This is a genomic window from Microbispora sp. ZYX-F-249 (assembly GCF_039649665.1).
In the GTDB taxonomy this organism is placed as follows: domain Bacteria; phylum Actinomycetota; class Actinomycetes; order Streptosporangiales; family Streptosporangiaceae; genus Microbispora; species Microbispora maris.
Window position 1 is genome coordinate 90447 of record NZ_JBDJAW010000028.1, and the last position, 19237, is coordinate 109683.

The 19237-nt window shown below is 73.5% G+C and carries 19 protein-coding genes; 13 read left to right on the plus strand and 6 right to left on the minus strand.

Translation table 11 applies throughout. From position 1 onward, the window contains the following. Positions 1-43: 43 nt before the first annotated feature. A complete protein-coding gene (locus AAH991_RS28315; RefSeq protein ID WP_346228953.1) occupies positions 44-1117 on the minus strand; it encodes a PP2C family protein-serine/threonine phosphatase in 1074 nt (357 codons plus the stop codon). Positions 1118-1346: 229 nt separating this feature from the next. Between AAH991_RS28315 and AAH991_RS28320 the strand changes: the two genes are divergently transcribed. The 4 genes from AAH991_RS28320 to AAH991_RS28335 all read left to right on the plus strand — a co-directional run bounded on the left by AAH991_RS28320 (position 1347) and on the right by AAH991_RS28335 (position 4829). Beyond that, positions 1347-2231 carry an ABC transporter ATP-binding protein gene (locus AAH991_RS28320; RefSeq protein ID WP_346228954.1) on the plus strand — a complete coding sequence of 295 codons (885 nt, stop codon included), beginning with the start codon at positions 1347-1349 and terminating at the stop codon, positions 2229-2231. A gap of 2 nt (positions 2232-2233) precedes the next feature. Next, complete coding sequence (locus AAH991_RS28325) at positions 2234-2971, plus strand: ABC transporter permease (protein ID WP_346228955.1); 738 nt, start codon at positions 2234-2236, stop codon at positions 2969-2971. An 86-nt stretch (positions 2972-3057) separates the two neighbouring features. Beyond that, positions 3058-4227 carry a sensor histidine kinase gene (locus tag AAH991_RS28330; RefSeq protein WP_346228956.1) on the plus strand — a complete coding sequence of 390 codons (1170 nt, stop codon included), beginning with the start codon at positions 3058-3060 and terminating at the stop codon, positions 4225-4227. Further along, a complete protein-coding gene (locus AAH991_RS28335; RefSeq protein WP_346228957.1) occupies positions 4224-4829 on the plus strand; it encodes a response regulator transcription factor in 606 nt (201 codons plus the stop codon). The genes AAH991_RS28330 and AAH991_RS28335 overlap by 4 nt, the downstream gene beginning before the upstream one ends. Before the next feature lie 21 nt (positions 4830-4850). Here AAH991_RS28335 and AAH991_RS28340 read toward each other — a convergent pair whose 3' ends face one another. After that, positions 4851-6152: an EAL domain-containing protein gene (locus AAH991_RS28340; protein WP_346228958.1), complete on the minus strand. Its 1302-nt coding sequence runs from the start codon at positions 6150-6152 to the stop codon at positions 4851-4853. 118 nt (positions 6153-6270) lie between these two features. Between AAH991_RS28340 and AAH991_RS28345 the strand changes: the two genes are divergently transcribed. The 5 genes from AAH991_RS28345 to AAH991_RS28365 all read left to right on the plus strand — a co-directional run bounded on the left by AAH991_RS28345 (position 6271) and on the right by AAH991_RS28365 (position 12257). Continuing rightward, positions 6271-6966, plus strand: coding sequence for an acVLRF1 family peptidyl-tRNA hydrolase (locus AAH991_RS28345; RefSeq protein WP_346228959.1), 696 nt, complete (start codon positions 6271-6273; stop codon positions 6964-6966). A gap of 209 nt (positions 6967-7175) precedes the next feature. Beyond that, positions 7176-8774 carry an ABC-F family ATP-binding cassette domain-containing protein gene (locus tag AAH991_RS28350; RefSeq protein WP_346228960.1) on the plus strand — a complete coding sequence of 533 codons (1599 nt, stop codon included), beginning with the start codon at positions 7176-7178 and terminating at the stop codon, positions 8772-8774. A 115-nt stretch (positions 8775-8889) separates the two neighbouring features. Continuing rightward, the gene (locus AAH991_RS28355; RefSeq protein ID WP_030507271.1) at positions 8890-9105 is read left to right on the plus strand and encodes a helix-turn-helix domain-containing protein; all 216 of its coding nucleotides are present in this window, start codon (positions 8890-8892) and stop codon (positions 9103-9105) included. A 268-nt stretch (positions 9106-9373) separates the two neighbouring features. Then, complete coding sequence (locus AAH991_RS28360) at positions 9374-10171, plus strand: enoyl-CoA hydratase/isomerase family protein (RefSeq protein ID WP_346228979.1); 798 nt, start codon at positions 9374-9376, stop codon at positions 10169-10171. A 199-nt stretch (positions 10172-10370) separates the two neighbouring features. After that, positions 10371-12257, plus strand: coding sequence for an ABC transporter ATP-binding protein (locus tag AAH991_RS28365; RefSeq protein WP_346228961.1), 1887 nt, complete (start codon positions 10371-10373; stop codon positions 12255-12257). Between the two features lie 8 nt (positions 12258-12265). Here the strand turns inward: AAH991_RS28365 and AAH991_RS28370 are convergent, their stop codons facing one another. Further along, positions 12266-13144 (minus strand): sulfotransferase family protein, encoded by an 879-nt coding sequence (locus AAH991_RS28370; protein ID WP_346228962.1) that lies wholly within the window; start codon positions 13142-13144, stop codon positions 12266-12268. Between the two features lie 31 nt (positions 13145-13175). Between AAH991_RS28370 and AAH991_RS28375 the strand changes: the two genes are divergently transcribed. Both AAH991_RS28375 and AAH991_RS28380 read left to right on the plus strand, forming a co-directional pair. Continuing rightward, positions 13176-14138 carry a S66 peptidase family protein gene (locus tag AAH991_RS28375; protein WP_346228963.1) on the plus strand — a complete coding sequence of 321 codons (963 nt, stop codon included), beginning with the start codon at positions 13176-13178 and terminating at the stop codon, positions 14136-14138. Positions 14139-14182: 44 nt separating this feature from the next. Beyond that, a complete protein-coding gene (locus AAH991_RS28380) occupies positions 14183-15088 on the plus strand; it encodes a hypothetical protein (protein ID WP_346228964.1) in 906 nt (301 codons plus the stop codon). Between the two features lie 19 nt (positions 15089-15107). Here the strand turns inward: AAH991_RS28380 and add are convergent, their stop codons facing one another. Continuing rightward, positions 15108-16109, minus strand: a complete 1002-nt coding sequence (gene add, locus AAH991_RS28385) for an adenosine deaminase (protein WP_346228965.1) — start codon at positions 16107-16109, stop codon at positions 15108-15110. After that, the gene (locus AAH991_RS28390; RefSeq protein WP_346228966.1) at positions 16106-17059 is read right to left on the minus strand and encodes a nucleoside hydrolase; all 954 of its coding nucleotides are present in this window, start codon (positions 17057-17059) and stop codon (positions 16106-16108) included. Before AAH991_RS28390 ends, add begins: the two co-directional genes overlap by 4 nt. 140 nt (positions 17060-17199) lie before the next feature. Here AAH991_RS28390 and AAH991_RS28395 point away from each other — a divergent pair, with 140 nt between their 5' ends. Then, positions 17200-18180: a LacI family DNA-binding transcriptional regulator gene (locus AAH991_RS28395; RefSeq protein WP_346228967.1), complete on the plus strand. Its 981-nt coding sequence runs from the start codon at positions 17200-17202 to the stop codon at positions 18178-18180. Between the two features lie 55 nt (positions 18181-18235). Further along, positions 18236-19123, plus strand: coding sequence for a GNAT family N-acetyltransferase (locus AAH991_RS28400; protein WP_346228968.1), 888 nt, complete (start codon positions 18236-18238; stop codon positions 19121-19123). Here the strand turns inward: AAH991_RS28400 and AAH991_RS28405 are convergent. Then, positions 19113-19237: glycoside hydrolase family 15 protein (locus AAH991_RS28405; protein ID WP_346228980.1), on the minus strand; the 125-nt coding region annotated here is incomplete at its 5' end. The two genes, AAH991_RS28400 and AAH991_RS28405, sit on opposite strands and share 11 nt — an antisense overlap.

Genomic DNA, 19237 nt, shown 5'->3' on the forward strand with positions numbered 1-19237 from the left:
GCGTCCTCCGTCCCGCGGGGAGGAGGGAGGACGCCGACGGACGTCAGGGTCCCGGCGCCGGCAGGCGTTCGATCGCGATCACGGCGGTGTCGTCGTCCAGCCGGCCCTCCACGTGCTGGAACAGGTGCTCGCAGAGCCGTTCGAGGAGGGTGCCGACGTCCTCGCCGGCCCGCTCGCCCAGGCGTGCGGGGAGGTCGAAGAACGCGCCGGCACGGTCGCGGGCCTCGATGACGCCGTCGGTGTAGAGCAGGAGGACGTCGCCGGGTTCGAAGGGGAAGGTCGCCGGCCGAGGTTCGGACGCCGCGAGCAGTTCGAGTCCCAACGGGGGAGCGACCTGATCCGGCTCCAGGGTCAGCACCCGGTTCCCGTGGAGGAGGAGCGGCGGCGGGTGACCACAGGTGATCACGCGTACCGTCGGCTCGGCGTCGGGAATCTCGGCGACGGCCGCGGTGACGAAGCATTCCTGGGCGTCCGTGTCGGTTACGGCGTGCTCGGTGAGGTTCTGGTGGATGCTGTTCTCCATCCGCGTCATCAGCTCCGGGAGGGTCGTGGGCCCGTGCGACGCCTCGCGGAAGGCGCAGAGGGACGCCGCGGCGTCGCTGATCGCGGACAGCCCCTTTCCGCGTACGTCTCCGATCAGCAGACGGGTGACGCCGTCGGCCCGGGCGGCCGCGTACAGATCGCCACCGATCCTCGCCTCCGCGGCCGCGGCCAGGTAGACCGATGCGATGCGCAGGGGGCCGACCGTCCGGGGCAGTGGCCGCAGCAGGACGCGCTGGGCGACCTCGGAGACCGACCGGACCTGGTGGAGCACGGCCCGATGCCGCTCGTGGACCACGCGGAAGACGACCACGACGGCCGACACGGCGAACAGGGCGAGCATCTCGACGTGGTGCTCGGGGCGTCCGAGGACGCCCTGTCCCAGACCGCCCACCACGTCGGCCGCCAGCGCCAGCGCTCCGATCGCCGCCGTGTATCCCGGACCGGCGAACGACGCGGTGAGCGCGGGCGCGACGACGAGCAGCGGCCCCAGGTGGACGCTGCGCGGCAGCGCGAGGTCGAGAGCCGTGATGACCACGATGAGCCCGAGCGGGATCACCACCAGGATGTGACTCACCTGGAGACACCGGCGGAGATCCCGGACGGTCGCCTTGAGGCGCACCTTTCCTGGTTATCACGCTATGGACACCGTCCGGCAGCCAGGGGCGGGCGCTGCGCAGCGGGAGGGGGAAGGCGATCGCGCCGGCGGGCGGCGGGATAGGCGCCGGGCGGATGACAAAAGTCATCGCGAAGGCCGGAGGCAGGGCACTGACGGCATACGGGTTCCGATTCCTACCGTGAAGCCCATGAACGCCATCGCCTTCACCGAGGTCACCAAGAGATACGGTGACGTGGTCGCGGTCGACGGAATCGACCTGGAGGTCCCGGCCGGCGCCACGGTGGCGCTGCTGGGGCCCAACGGGGCCGGCAAGTCCACCTCGATCACCATGCTGCTCGGCCTGCTGCGGCCCACGTCCGGCGAGATCCGGGTCTTCGGCGAGCCGCCGCGGACCGCCGTCGCCAACGGGGAGATCGGCGCGATGCTCCAGGAGGGCGCGCTGATCCCCGAGCTGAGCGTCGCCGAGACCGTGGACTTCGTCCGGCGGCTCCACCCCCGCCCGCTGCCGCTTGAGGAGATCCTCCGGCTCGCCGACCTGACCGAGATCGCCCGGCGGCGGGCCGACCGGTTGTCCGGCGGGCAGACCCAGCGGGTCCGGTTCGCGCTGGCCATCGCGGGCGGGCCGAAGCTCCTGCTGCTCGACGAGCCCACCGCGGCGATGGACGTCGAGTCCCGCCGCAGGTTCTGGGACAACATGCGGGCGTACGCGGCGAAGGGACGGACGATCCTGTTCGCCACCCACTATCTGGAGGAGGCCGACGAGAACGCCGACCGGGTCGTCGTGATCGCCCGCGGCCGGATCGTGGCCGACGGCAGCGCCGCCGGGATCAAGGCCGGCGTCGCCGGTCAGGCGGTGAGTTTCCTGCTGGGCGAACAGCCGGTCACCGGGCTCGACGCCCTCCCCGGGGCGACCGGCGTGGAGCTTCAGGGCGCCCGGGTCACGCTGCGCACGACCGACCTCGACGCCACCGTCGCCGCGCTGTACCGCAAGACCACCCTCGACATCCGCGATCTCCAGCTCCACGGGGCCGATCTGGAGGACGCCTTCCTCGCCCTGACCAAGGAGGCCTGACGATGCGGCACTACATCAAGGTCGAACTGCTCCGGATGCTGCGCAACAAGCGCTACGTCGTGTTCGTGGTCGCCTTCCCCGTCGGGTTCTACCTCCTCTACGCCAACCTCTGGGGGGCGGAGTCCGACCAGGCGACCGGGCTGCGGGGCAGCGTCATGCTGATGGTCTCGATGGCGGCGTACGGCGCGCTGGCCGCCGCCATGATGTCGACGGCCGTGCCCTGGTCGCAGGAGCGGCACAGCGGCTGGCTTCGGCAGCTCCAGATCACCCCGCTGCCCGGCCGGGCGATCATCTTGACGAAGCTGGTCTCCTCGCTGCTGCTGGTCCTGCCGTCGCTGGTGCTGGTCGGCCTGGCCGCGGTGCTGACCCAGCACGTGTCGCTGCCGCCGGCGCGGTGGGCGGCGCTGATCCTGGCGATGTGGGCCGGCACCATCCCCTTCGCGGCGCTCGGTCTGACGATCGGATCCCTGCTGCCGCCCGACACCGCGCAGCCCGTCGCGATGGTCGGCATGTTCGGGCTGGCCATGCTCGGCGGGCTCTGGCTCCCCGAGAGCATCATGCCCGCAGCCATGAGGAGCGTCGCCCACGTGACCCCGTCGTACGACTACGCGAGCATCGGGTGGCGGATCGCGGGGGGCGACGCCCCGGACCCGGCCCACGCGGCCGGCATCCTCGCCTGGGGAGTGGTGCTGGTGGCGCTGGCTCTCGTCGCCTACCGGCGGGCCACGACGCGTGCGTGACCGGACAGATCGCGGCGGCACGTGCATGATCGGACAGGGCGCCGCGACGTGCGCCTGATCCATCGGGCCCGGGAAGGGACATCGGGATGAGCCGGCTGGCCAGAGTGTTCACCTTCGGCGGAGCGGACCAGAGCCCTTCCCGGCCGAGGCGTCTCATCGGCATGTCGCTGGGCCTGATCTACCTCTTCTACCCGGTGGCCGAGGTGGTCGACGGCACGGTGAGCGGCACGCGGGCGGTCGTGCGGATGGTCGCGCTCGCGGTCTTCGTGACCGTCTACCTGACGATCGTGCTCGGGCCGCGCGACCTCGACCACCGCCCCCGGTGGATGATCCTCCTGCTCGGCCTCGCGACGGTGATGGGGGCCGTCTTCCCGGTGGTCTTCCACAGCCAGACCTGGCTGACCCTCCCGGTCTACCTGGTGGTCGTGTACGCGATGGCCTTGCCGCCCCGGCGTGCCCTGCTCGGCATCGGGGTCATGACGGTGGTCCTGGTGGCCGACGGCACCGTGATCGGCGCGGAGGACGGCCTGCTGTGGATGCTCGTGCTGCAGGACCTCACCCTCGGCGTGCTCTTCATGAGCGTCCGCAACACCCGAGTCCTCATCGACAAGCTCAGGGAGGCGCAGGCCGAGGTGGCCAGGCTGGCCGCCGCGGAGGAGCGGCTGCGAATCGCCCGCGACCTGCACGACCTGCTGGGACACAGCCTCTCGCTCATCGTGCTCAAGAGCGAACTGGCCCGCCGTCTGGGCGAGCAGGGTTCGCCGAGGGCGGCCGCCGAGGTGGCCGACATCGAGTCGGTCGCGCGGCAGGCGCTGGCCCAGGTGCGGGAGGCGGTCAGCGGATACCGCCGGCGCCGCCTGTCGGAGGAGATCGACGGCGCCAGGTCCGCGCTGGCCGCCGCCGGCGTCGCCCTCGCCGTGCGCACCCGCGGCACCCCGCTGCCCGAGGACCTCGACGGCCTGTTCGCCTGGGCCGTGCGCGAGGCGACCACCAACGTCGTGCGCCACTCCGGGGCCACCCGCTGCGAGATCGACCTGTCGTACGGCGAGGAGGGCGCGGTGCTGGAGATCGCCGACAACGGCCGCGGCGGGCCGTACGAGCCGGGCAACGGCCTGACCGGGCTCGGCGAGCGGGTGCGCGCGGCGGGCGGCGAGCTGGAAGCCGAGACCGGCAAGCGGGGGTTCCGGGTGCGGGTCGAGGTTCCGCCGTCCCCGGACCGGACGGCGGAGATGATCGCGGATAGGTTGGCCGAGTGATCAGGGTCGTGCTGGCGGAGGACCAGAGCATGGTGCGGGGAGCGCTCGCCTCCCTGCTCGGCCTGGAGCCCGACATCGAGGTGGTCGGAGAGGCGGCGAACGGGGACGAGGTGATCACCGTCGCCGAGGCGACCCGGCCGGACATCGCGCTGCTCGACATCGAGATGCCCGTCAGGGACGGCATCGCCGCCGCGGAGGAGCTGCGCCGCCGGGTCCCCGGATGCAAGGTGGTGATCCTCACGACCTTCGGCAGGCCCGGCTATCTGCGCCGCGCGATGGAGGCGGGGGCGGTGGCCTTCCTGGTGAAGGACAGCCCCGCGAGCGAGCTGGCCGCCGCGATCAGGCGGGTGCTGCGGGGCGAGCGCGTGATCGACCCCGGGCTGGCCGCCGCCGCGCTCAGCGCCGGGCCGAACCCGCTGTCACCGCGTGAGCGCGACGTGCTGTCCGCCGCGGCGGACGGCTCGACGATCGGCGACGTCGCCGCACGGCTGCACCTGTCGGAGGGCACGGTGCGCAACTACCTGTCTGCGGCGATCCACAAGACCGGGGCGCGCAACCGCATCGAGGCCGTGCGGAAGGCCCAGGCCCAGGGCTGGCTCTGACGCCCCCGCCGGGTCCGCGCGTCAGCGGGCGGGCCGCAGGTCGGCGGCGTGCCGCAGCAGGTCGCCGACCCGGACCACGCCCATGCACCTGCCGACCTCGTCGACCACCACGAGGTCGTCGTACACGCGGGCGTTGTCCCGCCCCGCCACCTGCATGGCCGCGATCACCGGGGTCGTCTTCGCCACGACCTTCGCGGTGTCCGCCAGGCGGCCGGCCGGCTTCTTCGCGTGCAGCGCGTGGCCGTACGCCCCGGCCATGAACAGCAGGAACCGGCTGCGGTCGATGCTGCCCTGGGGCCGCTGGTACTCGTCCACGAGGATCACGCTCGTGATCGAGGGCTCGGCGCTCAGCACGGCGACCACCTCCTCGGCGGTCGACTCGGCCGGCAACGTCACCGCGGGAAGCAGGAGCTCCTGCACCCGGGGACCCAGCGCGGCCGTGGGCGCGGCGGCCTCCGGCACCGGCAGCGGCACGTGGACGCGGTTGTACCCGTGGGAGGGCCGCCAGTCGGCCGGCGCGAGCAGAGGGCCCTGGGCGAGCCTGATGCCCCAGCCGCGTACCGCCGCCAGCTGCGTCTCGTCCCGTACGCCCGGGGCGAGCACGTGCGCGCCGACGCCGCGCGCCAGGCGGACCAGCGACTCCGCGAGCGCTCCGCGCCGGGGGTCGCGGGGCCCCCGCGCCACCAGGTCGGCGGACAGCGCGACCACGTACGGCGAGGCGTCGGCGAGCAGGTCGAGCGGCAGCGCCGCGGTGCCGAGCCCGGCGAACGCGATGAGGTAGCCCACCGCGCGCAGGCCGTCGATCCCGGACAGCAGGGCCGTGCGCTCCGCGGGCACCGGATCGCCCTCGATGGCGAGGATGACCTCGCGCGGGCGCCGGCCGCACATCCGCATGGCCTCGTGCAGCGGCGCGAGGCCGGCCGACCCCCCGGCCACGGCGGCGGCCGGGATCGGCAGGACCAGCGGCAGCAGGGCCTCCTCGCGGGCGGCGGCCAGCACCCCGTTCACCGTGGCCGCCACACCCGGGGCCGCGGGGGAGGCGCCCTCGGCGATCACCTCGACGGCCACCGCGCCGCCGGTGTCGAGGTCGACCACCGGGAGGAAGAGCGGGGCGGCGGGACGCCCGGCGGTGAACCCGGGCGCGTACGCGCGCTGGTCGTGCGGCAGGGGGGAGGCCGCGGGGGTGTACCTCCGCACGATGCTCGCCGGGTCGTGGTCCGGGGCGGTGTCCGCGGGGAACGGGGTCGCCGGGGCCGGGCCGGGCGCCGGGACGTGCTGCGGGGTCGCGGCGGACGGCGCCGCCGATGGTGAGGGGAGCGACACGATTGAATTGTGGGACTCCCGGCCCCGGACGTTGACGTTCGCAGGAGGAAATTCACCTATATTTCCCCGTTAGTTGGAGGGGATCCGGCAGACAACCGCACGAGTAGGCTGATCGGCCATGACGGCACGGCCCGCCGCCGGCGGCGGCAGGTGGACCACGGTCGCCCCCGAGCGGCTCGCGGGGTGGATCGCGCGCTTCGCCGAGCGGCACGGCCCGGTCGAGGCCGTGGTGCTGGCGGACGTGGTCCGTCTCGACGCCGCGGACGGCGCGGTCGCGGAGTGCCATGTGCCGTTCCCGCCGCTGCGGCCCCGCCCCGACGGTCCGGCCGGCGAAGGACACGAGGACGGGCTCCGTCTTCCCCCGCCCGCGGCGGCGCTGGTGGCCCACGTGTGCCGTGAGCGGACCGTCGGCGTGCTGCTGGCCCGGCTCGGCGGGTACGCCGCCGGTGTCTTCACCGGGGCCCGCCTCGTCGCCGGGAAGGCCGGCTCCCGCCAGGTCTACGGGCGCAGCGCGGCGGGCGGGTGGTCGCAGCAGCGCTTCGCCCGGCGCAGGGACAAGCAGTCGGCCGAGGCGCTGCGGGCCGCCGCCGACGTGGCCGTCCGGGTGCTCGTGCCGCGGCTCGGGGAGCTGGAGGCCGTCGTGCTCGGCGGGGACCGGCGCTCGATCGGCGAGATCAGGCGGGACCGGCGCCTCGCGCCGCTGTTCGCCCTGGAGACCGGGCCCTTCCTCACCGTTCCCGACCCCCGGCCGGCGGTCCTGGAGACCACGCCGGAGCAGTTCCGCGCCGTACGGATCCGCCTGGTCGACCCCTGACCGGCGGCGGGACGGGGTGGCCCGCGGTGCCCGTGGCGGCGGTGCGCGGGCGGCGGGCGGGCGGGGCGTGCGGCGCCCGCCGGGAGGCGGGTTTCGCCGCAGGCGGCCGTGGGGACGGCGGCATTACACTTGAGCCCATGCGCACTCCCGATTGATCGCTCCCGGCTGCCGATCCTGACCTCATCACCTACGGGAGTGTCCCCTTCATCATGATCATCGCTACCGACATCGAACTTCGCGCGGGCTCACGCCTGCTCATCGAGGGCGCCTCGTTCCGGGTGAACCCGGGCGACAAGATCGGTCTCGTGGGCCGCAACGGGGCCGGCAAGACCACTCTCACCAAGGTCCTGGCGGGAGAGGGCCTGCCCGCCGCGGGCACGGTCACGATCTCCGGCAGCGTCGGCTACCTGCCGCAGGACCCCCGCACCGGCGACCTGAGCGTGCTGGCGCGTGACCGCATCCTGTCGGCCCGCGGCCTCGACGAGGTGCTCCGCGAACTGCGCGAGGCCGAGGCCGGCATGGCCGCCGACGACCCGCGCGCACGCGACCGGGCGGTGCGCGCGTACGGCCGCCTGGAAGACCGACTGCACGTCCTCGGCGGCTACGCGGCGGAGTCGGAGGCGGCCTCCATCGCCTCCAGCCTCGGGCTGCCCGACCGCGTACTCGGCCAGCCGCTGCAGACCCTGTCCGGCGGTCAGCGGCGGCGGGTGGAACTGGCCCGCATTCTTTTCTCCGGAGCGGAGACTCTCCTGCTCGACGAGCCCACAAACCACCTCGATGCGGACTCGATCGGCTGGCTTCGTGATTTTTTGCGGTCGCACCAGGGCGGCTTGGTGATCATCAGCCACGACGTAAACCTTCTTGAGGCGACGGTAAACCGTGTGCTCCACCTCGACGCCAACCGCTGTGTGATCGACACCTACAACGTCGGCTGGAAGGCCTACCTCGCCCAGCGGGAGACCGACGAGAAGCGGCGCAAGCGCGAGCGGGCCAACGCCGAGCGGCAGGCGTCCGCCCTGCTGTCCCAGGCCGACCGCATGCGGGCGAAGGCCACCAAGGCCAAGGCGGCCCAGGACATGGAGCGGCGCGCCCGGCGGCTGCTGTCGGGCGTCGAGGGCGAGCGCCGCTCCGACCGCGTCGCCAAGCTCCGCTTCCCCGACCCGGCGCCCTGCGGGAAGACCCCGCTGACGGCCCGCGGCCTGTCCAAGTCGTACGGCTCGCTGGAGGTGTTCACCGACGTAGACGCGGCGGTCGACCGGGGCTCGCGGATCGTCATCCTCGGCCTGAACGGCGCGGGCAAGACCACCCTGCTCCGCCTGCTCGGCGGCATCGAGAAGCCCGACACCGGCGAGGTCACGCCCGGCCACGGGCTCAAGATCGGCTACTACGCGCAGGAGCATGAGACGCTCGATCCCGGGCGCACGGTCCTGGAGAACATGCGGTCGGCCGGACCCGACCTGGCCGACGTCGACCTGCGCAAGGTGCTGGGGTCGTTCCTGTTCACCGGCGACGACGTGGACAAGCCCGCGGGGGTCCTGTCCGGCGGCGAGAAGACCCGTCTCGCCCTCGCGACGCTGGTGCTGTCGAGCGCCAACGTGCTGCTGCTCGACGAGCCCACCAACAACCTCGATCCGGCCTCCCGTGATCAGGTGCTGGCCGCCCTCGGCTCCTACACGGGCGCGATTGTGCTGGTCACGCACGACGAGGGCGCCGTCGAGGCGCTGAAGCCGGATAGGGTGATTCTGTTGCCAGACGGAGTCGAGGACGCATGGAGCGACGAATTTTCCGATCTTGTGGCGCTTGCCTGATCTTAATTTGAGCGGGTAGGGATCTTTTCCCGCGGAGTAGGTAGCCGATCCCGTCGAAATGACTGATCATGGGCTGAAGTAACGCTGCGGAAGTCTGGCACTACAGGAGGTACTCGTGGCCGAGACTCTGAAGAAGGGCACCCGGGTGACCGGGGCCGACCGGGAAAAACTGGCCGCCGATCTCAAGAAGCGCTATTCCGCGGGTGAGAGCATCCGCGCGCTGGCTGCTTCCACCGGCCGGTCGTACGGGTTCATCCACCGCATCCTGAGCGAGTCCGGGGTGACTCTGCGCGGGCGCGGCGGCGCGACCCGGGGCAAGTCCAAGCGCTAAAGATCCACCTCAAGACGCGCGACCGCAGCCGCTCGTTCCTGCAGGAGGAGCGGTCGCGTCCAACTCGCCAGAACGATGTTCGGTAAGCTCGGGCGCGACCGCGAGATGAACAGGAGGGCGGACGCCGGCACGGACGGTGCGCCGCACCGGACCGGCCGTGCGAGGCGACGTCACTCCGCACAGGACGCAGGAGCAGGGCATGGCGGAAGCGGCAATGGGGGGGAATCCGGAGCACGTCCCCGGGACGGGCGGCGGCTCCGATGTGTCGATGATCTCGGCGGCCGTGCCGGCCGAGGTCGGACTGCGTTTCGAGGTGGACGGCGAGATCGCGACCGTCACTTTGGACCGGCCGGACAAGCGCAACGCGCAGACGTTCGCCACCTGGTCGGCCCTGGCCCGGATCGGGGAGACCCTTCCGGAGCAGGTGAGAGTGGTCGTGGTCAGAGGCGAGGGGCCGTCCTTCTCAGCCGGGATCGACCTGCGCATGTTCACGCCGGAGGGAGTGCCCGGACAGGGGTCGTTCGCGAGCGCCGCCGCGCTCGGCGACACCGAGTTCGAGCAGCGGATCGCGGAGGCACAGAAGGGCTTCCTGTGGCTGCGCAGGCCGGAGATCGTGTCGATCGCGGCCGTACAGGGCCACGCGATCGGGGCGGGCTTCCAGCTCGCGCTCGCGTGTGACCTGCGAGTCGTCGCGGACGACGTGAAGTTCTGCATGAAAGAGCCCGCGCTGGGGCTGGTTCCCGACCTGACCGGGACCAAGCCCCTGACCGACATCGTGGGCGTTCCCCGGGCCGTGGAGATGTGCCTGACCGCGCGTACCGTGGGGGCCGCCGAGGCCGTACGGCTCGGCCTGGCCGAGATCGCGGTGCCCGTGTCCGAGCTGGCCCAGGCCGTGGACGACCTGGCCGCCGCGCTGCTGTCCACCGACCGCGCCGCCGCGGCCGCCACCAAGAGGCTGCTGCAGGCCGCGCCGGGCCGCACGCTGGAGGAGCAGGCCGCCGCCGAGCGGGCCGAGCAGGTCGCGCGCATCCGTGCGCTCGTCGGGGGCGCCTCCGCCCCGAACTGAGGGGCGATGTCCGTTCCGGGCCGATGGGCGACGTCCATTCCGGACCGACGGGCGGTGTCCGCCTCGCGTCCACGGGCAGTGTTCGCGTGAAGGGACGGAGCGGCGTCCGGGTGGGATTCACGGACGCTGTTCGCTTCGAGCTGACGGGGGAATCGGGGGAGGCCTCCCACCGCTGCACGGCTGGGAGGATGTACGGCATATGTCGATGATGAACGGGGGCTACGGCTTCCAGGTGATGCGGTCCTTACGGCGTGACAGCTCCGTGACGAAGGAGCGGCTCGCGCCGGGGACCGTCCGGCGCATCGCCGGCTACGCCGGGCCGTTCCGCAGGCAGATCGCCGGTTTCCTGGCGCTGGTCGTGGTCGACGCGGTCATCGTGGTCGCCAACCCGCTGCTGATGAAGGCGATCATCGACTACGGGATCACCCCCAAGCGGGTCGACGTGGTGGTGTGGCTCGCCGTGGCGATCGGGGCGCTCGCGGTGCTGGACGCCGGGCTCGGCCTGCTCCAGCGGTGGTACTCCGCCCGCATCGGCGAGGGCCTGATCTACAACCTGCGCACCGAGGTCTTCGACCACGTGCAGCGCATGCCGGTCGCGTTCTTCATGCGCGCCCAGACCGGCGCGCTGGTCTCCCGGCTGAACACCGACGTCATCGGGGCGCAGCGGGCTCTCACCAGCACGCTGTCGTCGGTGGTGTCCAACGTCATCAGCCTGGTCATGGTGCTCGGCACCATGCTCGTGCTGTCGTGGCAGGTCACGCTGGTCGCGCTGGTCCTGCTGCCGATTTTCATCTTCCCGGCCAAGTGGGTCGGCCGCCGGATGTCCGCGCTGACCCGCGAGCAGATGCAGCTCGACGCCGAGATGAGCTCGGTGATGACCGAGCGGTTCAACGTGGCCGGGGCCATGGTCGCCAAGCTGTACGGCAGGCCGGACGACGAGGCGTCCCACTTCGCGGAGCGCGCGGGCCGGGTCCGCGACGTCGGTGTGATCGTCGCCATGTACGGCGCGGTGTTCCGCATCGCGCTCGGCCTGGTCGCCGCGCTGGCGACCGCGCTGGTCTACGGCCTCGGCGGCGTGCTCGCGATCTCCGGGGCCTTCGCGCTCGGCACCCTGGTCGCCCAGTCGTCCCTGCTCATGCGCCTGTACGGCCCGCTGACCAGCCTGTCGAACGTGCACGTGGACGTGATGACCGCGCTGGTGAGCTTCGACCGGGTCTTCGAGGTGCTCGACCTCAAGCCCATGGTGGCGGAGAAGCCGGACGCCCGGCCGATTCCCGAGGGGCCGGTCACGATCGAGTTCGACGACGTCCGCTTCCGTTACCCGGCCGCCTCCGACGTGTCGCTGGCGTCGCTGGAGTCGGTGGCCCGCCCGGACACCGGGCCCTCGCAGGAGGTGCTCAAGGGCGTGTCCTTCACCGCGCATCCGGGCGAGCTGGTGGCGCTCGTCGGCCATTCGGGCGCGGGCAAGACGACCATCACCCAGCTCGTGTCCCGGTTGTACGACGTGGACGAGGGGACCGTCCGCATCAACGGGGTGGACGTCCGCGACGCCACCCTCGACGGCATCAGGGACACGGTCGGCGTCGTCATGCAGGACGCCCACCTGTTCCACGACACGATCGGCAACAACCTCCGCTACGCCCGTCCCGAGGCGACCGACGAGGAGGTCTGGGAGGCGCTGCGCGCGGCCCAGATCGCCGACCTGGTGAAGAACCTGCCCGAGGAGCTGGAGACGGTCGTCGGCGACCGCGGCTACCGGTTGTCGGGAGGGGAGAAGCAGCGCATCGCGCTGGCCCGGCTCCTGCTGAAGGCGCCGCGCGTGGTGGTGCTCGACGAGGCCACCGCGCACCTGGACTCCGAGTCCGAGGCCGCGGTGCAGCAGGCGCTGAAGACCGCCCTGCGGGGCAGGACGTCGCTGGTGATCGCCCACCGGCTGTCGACCATCCGCGAGGCCGACACGATCCTGGTGGTCGAGGACGGCCGGGTCGCCGAACGCGGGCGGCACGAGGAGCTGCTGGAGCGGGGCGGCGCCTACGCCGAGCTGTACCGCACCCAGTTCACCGGTTCGGAGCCGGGCGGGTCCTGAGCCGGCCCTCAGCGGTAGCCGAGGCGGGTGAGCTCATCCCTGGCCACCTTCTCCACCAGTTCGGCGTCCTCGGCCGACAGCCGCCGGCGCCAGCTCCCCGGCCTGGGGATGCGCGTGCCGTACAACGCGATCGTGGAGACCTTGGCCTCGAGGAAGGACGACACCGCGTCGATGGCCTCTCCCGGGGAGGCCACCACGTCCTCGTACCGCAGGGTGAGCAGGTGCTCGGCGGGCAGTTCGCGGCGCAGGGCCGCGCTGAGCCGTACGGCGCCGCGCCAGCGCAGGGCGCACTTGCCCGCGGGCGGCATCCCGGCCCAGCGCTCGCGGTGCTCGGCCGAGCGCACGCCGAGGAACGGGTTGGGAAACTCGGCGTCCTCGCTCAGCATGTGGGGCTTGACCCAGGTCATGCAGGCGGGGTCGGCCAGCATGTCGGCGACGACGTCACGGCCGTCCCGGATGATCTGGACGAACCGGGCGTCGGGGAACGCCCGCAGCAGCACCGGCGCGCTGTAGAGCAGATCGGGGCTGGCGTCGCCGAACCGGGACAGCGTGCCCGGCCCTACGCACGGCCCCGCGCCGACGATGCCGCCCGCCTCCCGGCAGGCGGACGTGCACTCCGCGCACGCCGCCGGGACCACCTGCCAGGCCTCCGCCAGCACGTCGCGCAGCACCTGCGGCGCGCCGCCGCTGCGGGCGATCGACGGTCTCCTGGCGAAGGCGTAGACGACCCGGGCCACCGGGCCCCTGCCCATCGTGACGTGGAAGCCGGGCGAGCGCTTGAGCGCACGGCCCAGCAGGTCCGCGCCGGAGTGCGGCGCCGCGACAACGAACACCGGACGGCGGACCTTGACACCGTTGACCACGAGGATGTGCGTCGGAGGTCGCATAGATACCGCTAAGTCTGACACCCTTTGAAGGGTGAGCGAGCGCTTCCCGGGCGGGGCGGGCGGTGACGCCTCGGTAACGGTCCCGGGCCTGCCCCGGCGGCTGCGGCCCGGTGACACGGTCGCGCTGGTCGCGCCGGCCGGCCCGGTGGATCCCGTACGGCTGGAGCGCGGCACCGAGGTCCTGACCGGGCTCGGGCTGCGGGTCGTGCACGGGGCGTCGATCCTCGCGCGGGAGGGCTACCTCGCCGGGTCCGACGCGGCACGGGCGGCCGACCTGCGGGACGCCTGGTGCGATCCCGGGGTGGCGGCGGTCGTCTGCGCCAGAGGCGGCTACGGCACCACCCGGCTGCTCGGGCTGCTCGACTGGGACGCCATGGCGGCGGCCGGGCCGAAGATCCTGCTCGGGTCGAGCGACATCACCGCGCTGCACCGGGCCTTCGCCGACCGGCTCGGCCTGGCGACGCTGTTCGGGCCGATGCCCGCGACGGCGGCGATCGGCGGCGCGGAGGGGCCCGAGCCGGTCACCTTCGCCCACCTGCGGGAGGCGCTGTTCGAGGGCGGCACTCCCGCGCCGATCAGGGGTGACCGGGTGATCGTGCCCGGCCGGGCCGAGGGCCCGCTCACCGGCGGTAACCTCGCACTGCTCGCCGCCCTGTGCGGCACGCCGTACGCGCTGCGCGCGCGGGGCCGTGTCGTGCTGCTGGAGGACGTCACGGAGGAGCCGTACCGGATCGACCGCATGGTGACGCAACTGCTGCAGGCGGGCTGTCTCGACGGCGCGGCGGGCATCGTGCTGGGATCGTGGGTGGAGTGCGGCGATCCGCTGCCCATGCTGGCCGAACGCCTGGCCCCGCTGGGTGTGCCGGTGCTGGCGGGGCTGCCTGTGGGCCATGGCACACCACAGTTGAGTGTGTGGTTGGAGACGAATGTGGCTATTGTTGCCGAATCGTGTTCTCTCCTGGGCATGTTCCGCGACTCGGACGCGGCAACCTGAGACCCGCCCCGGAGGCATCCGGGCGGTGGCGAAGGGATGGTGCGTTGGGACTCTTGCGGCGACTGCTCAGCCGGACGCGGCCGGACCATCCCGCCCCGAGAGCCGTCGAGGACGTCGATCTCGACTCGCTGCTGGCCCTGGTCGCCGAGACCATGGGCCACACCTGCGTGTTCGCGGCCGACGGAACGTCGCTGACGCTGACCTCGGCCGAGCGTGAGCGGGTGGTGAACCTCGTCGGCCTGCGCCGGGAGGCCGGTCGGCGTGCCCGCGAGGACTGGCCGATGCTGGTCTCCGAGCACCTGGCCCACGCCGTGTCCGGCGAGCCGTTCGACGCCTGCAACCTCACGCCGATCAGGCCGCTGCTGCGCACCCGGGTCCACGCCGCCGACGACCCCGCCTTCCCCGACCCCTCCCGGATCATCGGCCGTCACCTCAGCGCCGACCTCATCGAGGTGCTGACCATCGGCGCCCGGCCCGTACGCCCGGAGGAGGCCTTCTGCTGGCCGATCCCGCCGGCCGAGGCGCTCGACGTGGCCATCGGCAACGCCCTGACCGACGAGCGGCCCACCGTGTCGCGGCTCGACCTCGCCGGGACCGAGGTGTCACTGCTGACCGCGCCCAGCGCGGCGGCCCACCTGCGCCGCCTGACGGCGTACATGGAGGTGCCCGAGGACGGGATGCTCGCCGTGCTGCCGCACCGGGGCATGATCGCGGTGCATCCGGTGGCCGGCATCGGGGTGGTCCGCGCGATCGAGCGCCTGCGCATCTTCGCGCACCGTGAGCACGCCGGCCGGGCCGACGGGCTCAGCCCGCACGTGTACTGGTGGCGCCGGGGCAAGCTGACGCGCATCCAGGCCGACCTCATCAGCCACGACGGGCAGACCCGGCTGGTCGTCGCCCCGCCGCCCGAGTTCGCCCGGCTGCTCGCCCGCATCGCCGGCCAGGGGTAGCCCGCACCCGGGGCCGCGGTCAGGCCCTTCCCGTGCCCTGCCGGGTGTCCGGCGGGGCCGCGGGCCGGGCGAAGGCGGCGGCGGCCGCGTGCGCCTGACAGGCCGCCTCCTCGGCGGCCGTCCATCCGAACGTCTCCCGCAGCCCTTCGAACTCCCGGCGGAGCGTCGTGGCCGAGGTGGTGCGCGTGTCGGTGCTGATGGTGACGCTCAGGCCCGCCGCCAGGAGCGCGTGGGCCGGGTGGTCGGCCGGCCGGGCGACCGCGGCGGTCTGGACGTTGCTGGTGGGGCACATCTCCAGCGCGATCCGCTCGCGCCTGAGCCGGTCGAGCAGGGCGCGGTCGGCGGCGGACCGCACGCCGTGGCCGATGCGGCGCGCGCCGAGGACGTCGATCGCCTCCCAGACGCTCTCCGGTCCGGCCGCCTCGCCCGCGTGGACGGTGCAGGGCAGCCCCGCCGCGTGCGCGACGGCGAAGGCGGGCAGGTGCGGCGCGCCCGGATGCAGGCGTTCGTCGCCCGCCAGGTCGAGCCCGGCCACCTTGTCGCGGTGGCGCACCGCGGTCTCCGCGACGGCGAGGCTCTCGTCCGGCGTCTGATGCCGCAGGCAGCACAGCACCAGCCCGGTGCGCACCCCCGTGGCCGCCGCGCCGGAGGCCAGCCCGGCGGCGACCGCCTCCACCGCCTCGTCCAGGGTCAGGCCCCGGCGGCCGTGCAGTTGCGGGGCGAAACGCGCCTCCCCGTACAGCACGCCGTCCGCGTGCCAGTCCTCGACGAGCTCGTGCGCCGCGCGTCGCAGGGCGTCCGGCGTCTGGAGGACGCGCAGCGGAAGGTCGAGGAAGGTGAGGAACCGGGCCAGGCTGCCGCACCGGGCGGGCGCGGTCACGAGCGTGTGCGCGGGCCGCGTCAGCGTGATGCCCTGAGCTCTCGCGAGCTCCGCGACGGTCGCGGGGCGGACCGAGCCGTCGAGATGGCAGTGCAGCTCGACGCGCCCCTCCGGCCGCCGGGCGGACGATGTGATCGTCATGCGGCCCGGCCCGTTCCGGCGCACGTGGTGAACAGCAGGTCCTTGAAACCGGCCTCGTCGACGTGGCGCACCATGGTCAGATTGGGCTCACGGGCCGCCCGGCGGCGGTCGACGATCGTCTGACCCCGCGTCTCGTCGCCGAGGGCGACCGTCACGTGGGCCCGCTCCTGTCCGACGATCAGGCCGGGCCGCAGCGCCACGGCCATCGCGACCGGGTCGGGCAGGTCGTACCCGGCCAGGCCGGTGACCTCGCTCGCCCATTCGGCGACCGTCCGGTTGATCCGATGGGCGAAGGCGGCGAGGGGAGTGCCGAGCCCTTCGAGACGCCGCTGGTCCTCCGGCGTCATGACGGCGTACGTGCGGGAGACGTCCCAGCCGACCCAGGTGACCGTCTCCGGGCGCGCCGCCCGCAGCACCACGCCGGCCGCCTCGGGATCCGCCCACACGTTGAACTCGGCGGTGGCGGTGACGTTGCCGTGGGCGTCCGCCGCGCCCGCCATGCAGTACACGTGCCGGAAGCGGCCGAGCAGGCCGGGCTCCCGCAGGAGGGCGGCGGCGAGGTTGGTCAGCGGGCCCAGGGTGACCAGGGTCAGCTCGCCGGGGAACCGCCGGGCGTAGGACATCAGGACGTCGGCCGCGTGCCCCGGCTCGGGACCGCGCCGCGGGCCGGGCAGGCCGAGGTCGCCCATGCCGTCCTGCCCGTGCACGTGCTGCGCGGTGGACAGGGGTCTCAGCAACGGGCGGTCGCACCCTTCGTGGACGGGGACGCCGGTCGCTCCCGCGACCTCCAGGGAGATCAGCGCGTTGCGCGTGGCCGTCGGCAGCGGGACGTTGCCGGCCACGGTGGTGACGGCCCGCACGTCGCCCAGGCCGCTGGCGGCCGCCAGCAGCAGGGCCACGGCGTCGTCGGACCCGGTGTCGGTGTCGATCAGGAGGGGGATCGGAGGCATGCGGGGACCTTCTTCGCGGGGGAGTGACGGGACGGGCATGGGGACGAGGCGGGGGAGCCGACAGGGTGCGAACGGGTTCGCGTGGCAGTTCTAATCGTTTAGATGAGAAGATGCAAGCCGTACGGAGGAAAGGAGCCCCCATGGCCGTCACGCTCGCGGACGTGGCCCGCCGGTCCGGCACGTCCACGGCGGTGGTCAGCTACGTGATGAACAACGGCCCGCGCCCGGTGGCCCCGGCCACGAGGGAGCGGGTCCTCGCCGCGGCCGCCGAGCTGGGCTACCGCCCCAACCGCATCGCCCGGGCGCTGCGGGCCGGCACCACCGGGGTCGTCGGCCTGGTCCTGGCCGACGCGTCCAACCCCTACTTCGCCGCCCTCGCGCGCAGCGTCGAGCGTGCGCTGGAGCGGCGGGACACGCTGATGATGACGGGCAACGCGGGCTACCTCCCCGATCGGCAGCGGCTTTTGGCCGAGCGGTTCCTCGCGGCGCAGGTCGACGGCCTGGTCGTGGTCTCCGCCGACGGCGGCGCCGACGTCGCGGCCCTGGCGGTGGCGGCGGGCGTGCCGTCGGTCTACGTCCACCACCGGCCGGGGCCGGGCCGCGTGCCGCTCGTGTCCGCCGACAACGACGCCGCGGTCCGCGCGGCCGTCGAGCACCTGCGGGGCCACGGGCACCGGCGCATCGCCTTCCTGGCCGGGCCGCACGACGCCGGCCCGGTCGCCGAGCGCCGGGACGCCTGGCACCGCGCCGTCTCCGCCGGCGATCTCGAACCCCTGCTGCTGCGCTGCGAGTATTCACGGGAGGCGGCGGCGCGGCTGACCGTGCGGCTGATCGCCGAGGGGGCGATGCCGCACGCCATGGTCGCGGCGACCGACGAACAGGCCATGGGCGTCCTCGCGGGCGCGTCGGCCGCCGGGCTGCCCGTTCCGGGCGGGCTCGCCCTCATGAGCTGCGACGGGACTCCCGACAGCGCCTACACCGCCCCCACGCTCAGCGTCACCGAGCAACCGCTGGACGCCATGGCCGAGCGGGCGGTCGCGCTGCTCCTCGACGGCGCGCCCGAGTCCGCCGCCCCCGCCGCGCGTCTGGTGCCGCGCCGCAGCTGCGGCTGCGAGGGGTGACCTCGCGCGGAAAACCGCGTGCGGGGGGCACGCCCGCCGGGTGAGACTGGCCGGCATGACGACCGTGCCCTTCGACCGCAGGCCGTACGCCGGAGCGGAGGATCTGCGGGAGATGCAGGATCTCGCCGAGCGGCTGTGGACGCCCGGGGCGACCTGGCACGTCGGCGACCTGGCGTGGGAACGCTTCCAGCACCCGGGCGGGGAACACGAGTGGGCGGCCATGCTCTGGGACGTGGACTGCGGGACCGCGGCCTGGGGATGGGCCGATGCCGGGCACCTGAGCCTGCTGGCCGATCCCGCGCACGCCCTCCTGGCCGACGAGGTCCTGGACTGGTTCGCCGCGCGGGTGCCGGACCCGGCCCGTACGGTCACGGTCTCCAGCGCGGAGACGCACCTGTTCCCCGCGCTCGGCCGGCACGGCTATCGGCGTACGGACGAGGGGCCCTTCTTCCTGCACATGGTCATGGACCTGGATCACGGCCTGCCCGAGCCGATCCCGCCCGCCGGATACCGCCTGCGTGCGGTGGGCGACGGTGACGTCGCCGCCCGGGTCGCGGCGCACCGGGCGGCCTTCCACCCGTCCCGGGTGACCGTGGAGAGCTACCAGGCGGTGCGCCGGGCCTGGCCGTACCGGCCGGACCTCGACTGGGTCGCCGAGGCGCCGGACGGGAGCGCCGCGGCGTTCTGCCTGGTCTGGCTGGACGAGGCCAACCGGGCCGCCCGGATCGAACCGGCGGGCACCGTGCCGGGTCACCGCCGGCGCGGGCTCGCGCGGGCCGTCTGCCTGGCCGCGCTGCACGCGGCGCGGCGGGCGGGTGCGCGGCGGGCGGTGGTGAGCCCGCGCGGCGACGACGCCCACCCCGTGCCCGCCCGGCTTTACCGATCGCTCGGATTCCGCGCCTGCGCCAGGAGTCTGGGCCACCGCGCCGCGCTCAGCGGCTGAGAGCCAGAGCGGTGCGGATCAGGTGGATGTGGGTGAATGCTTGGGGGAAGTTGCCGAGTTGGCGTCCTGTTCTGGGGTCGTATTCCTCGGCGAGGAGGCCGACGTCGTTGGTGA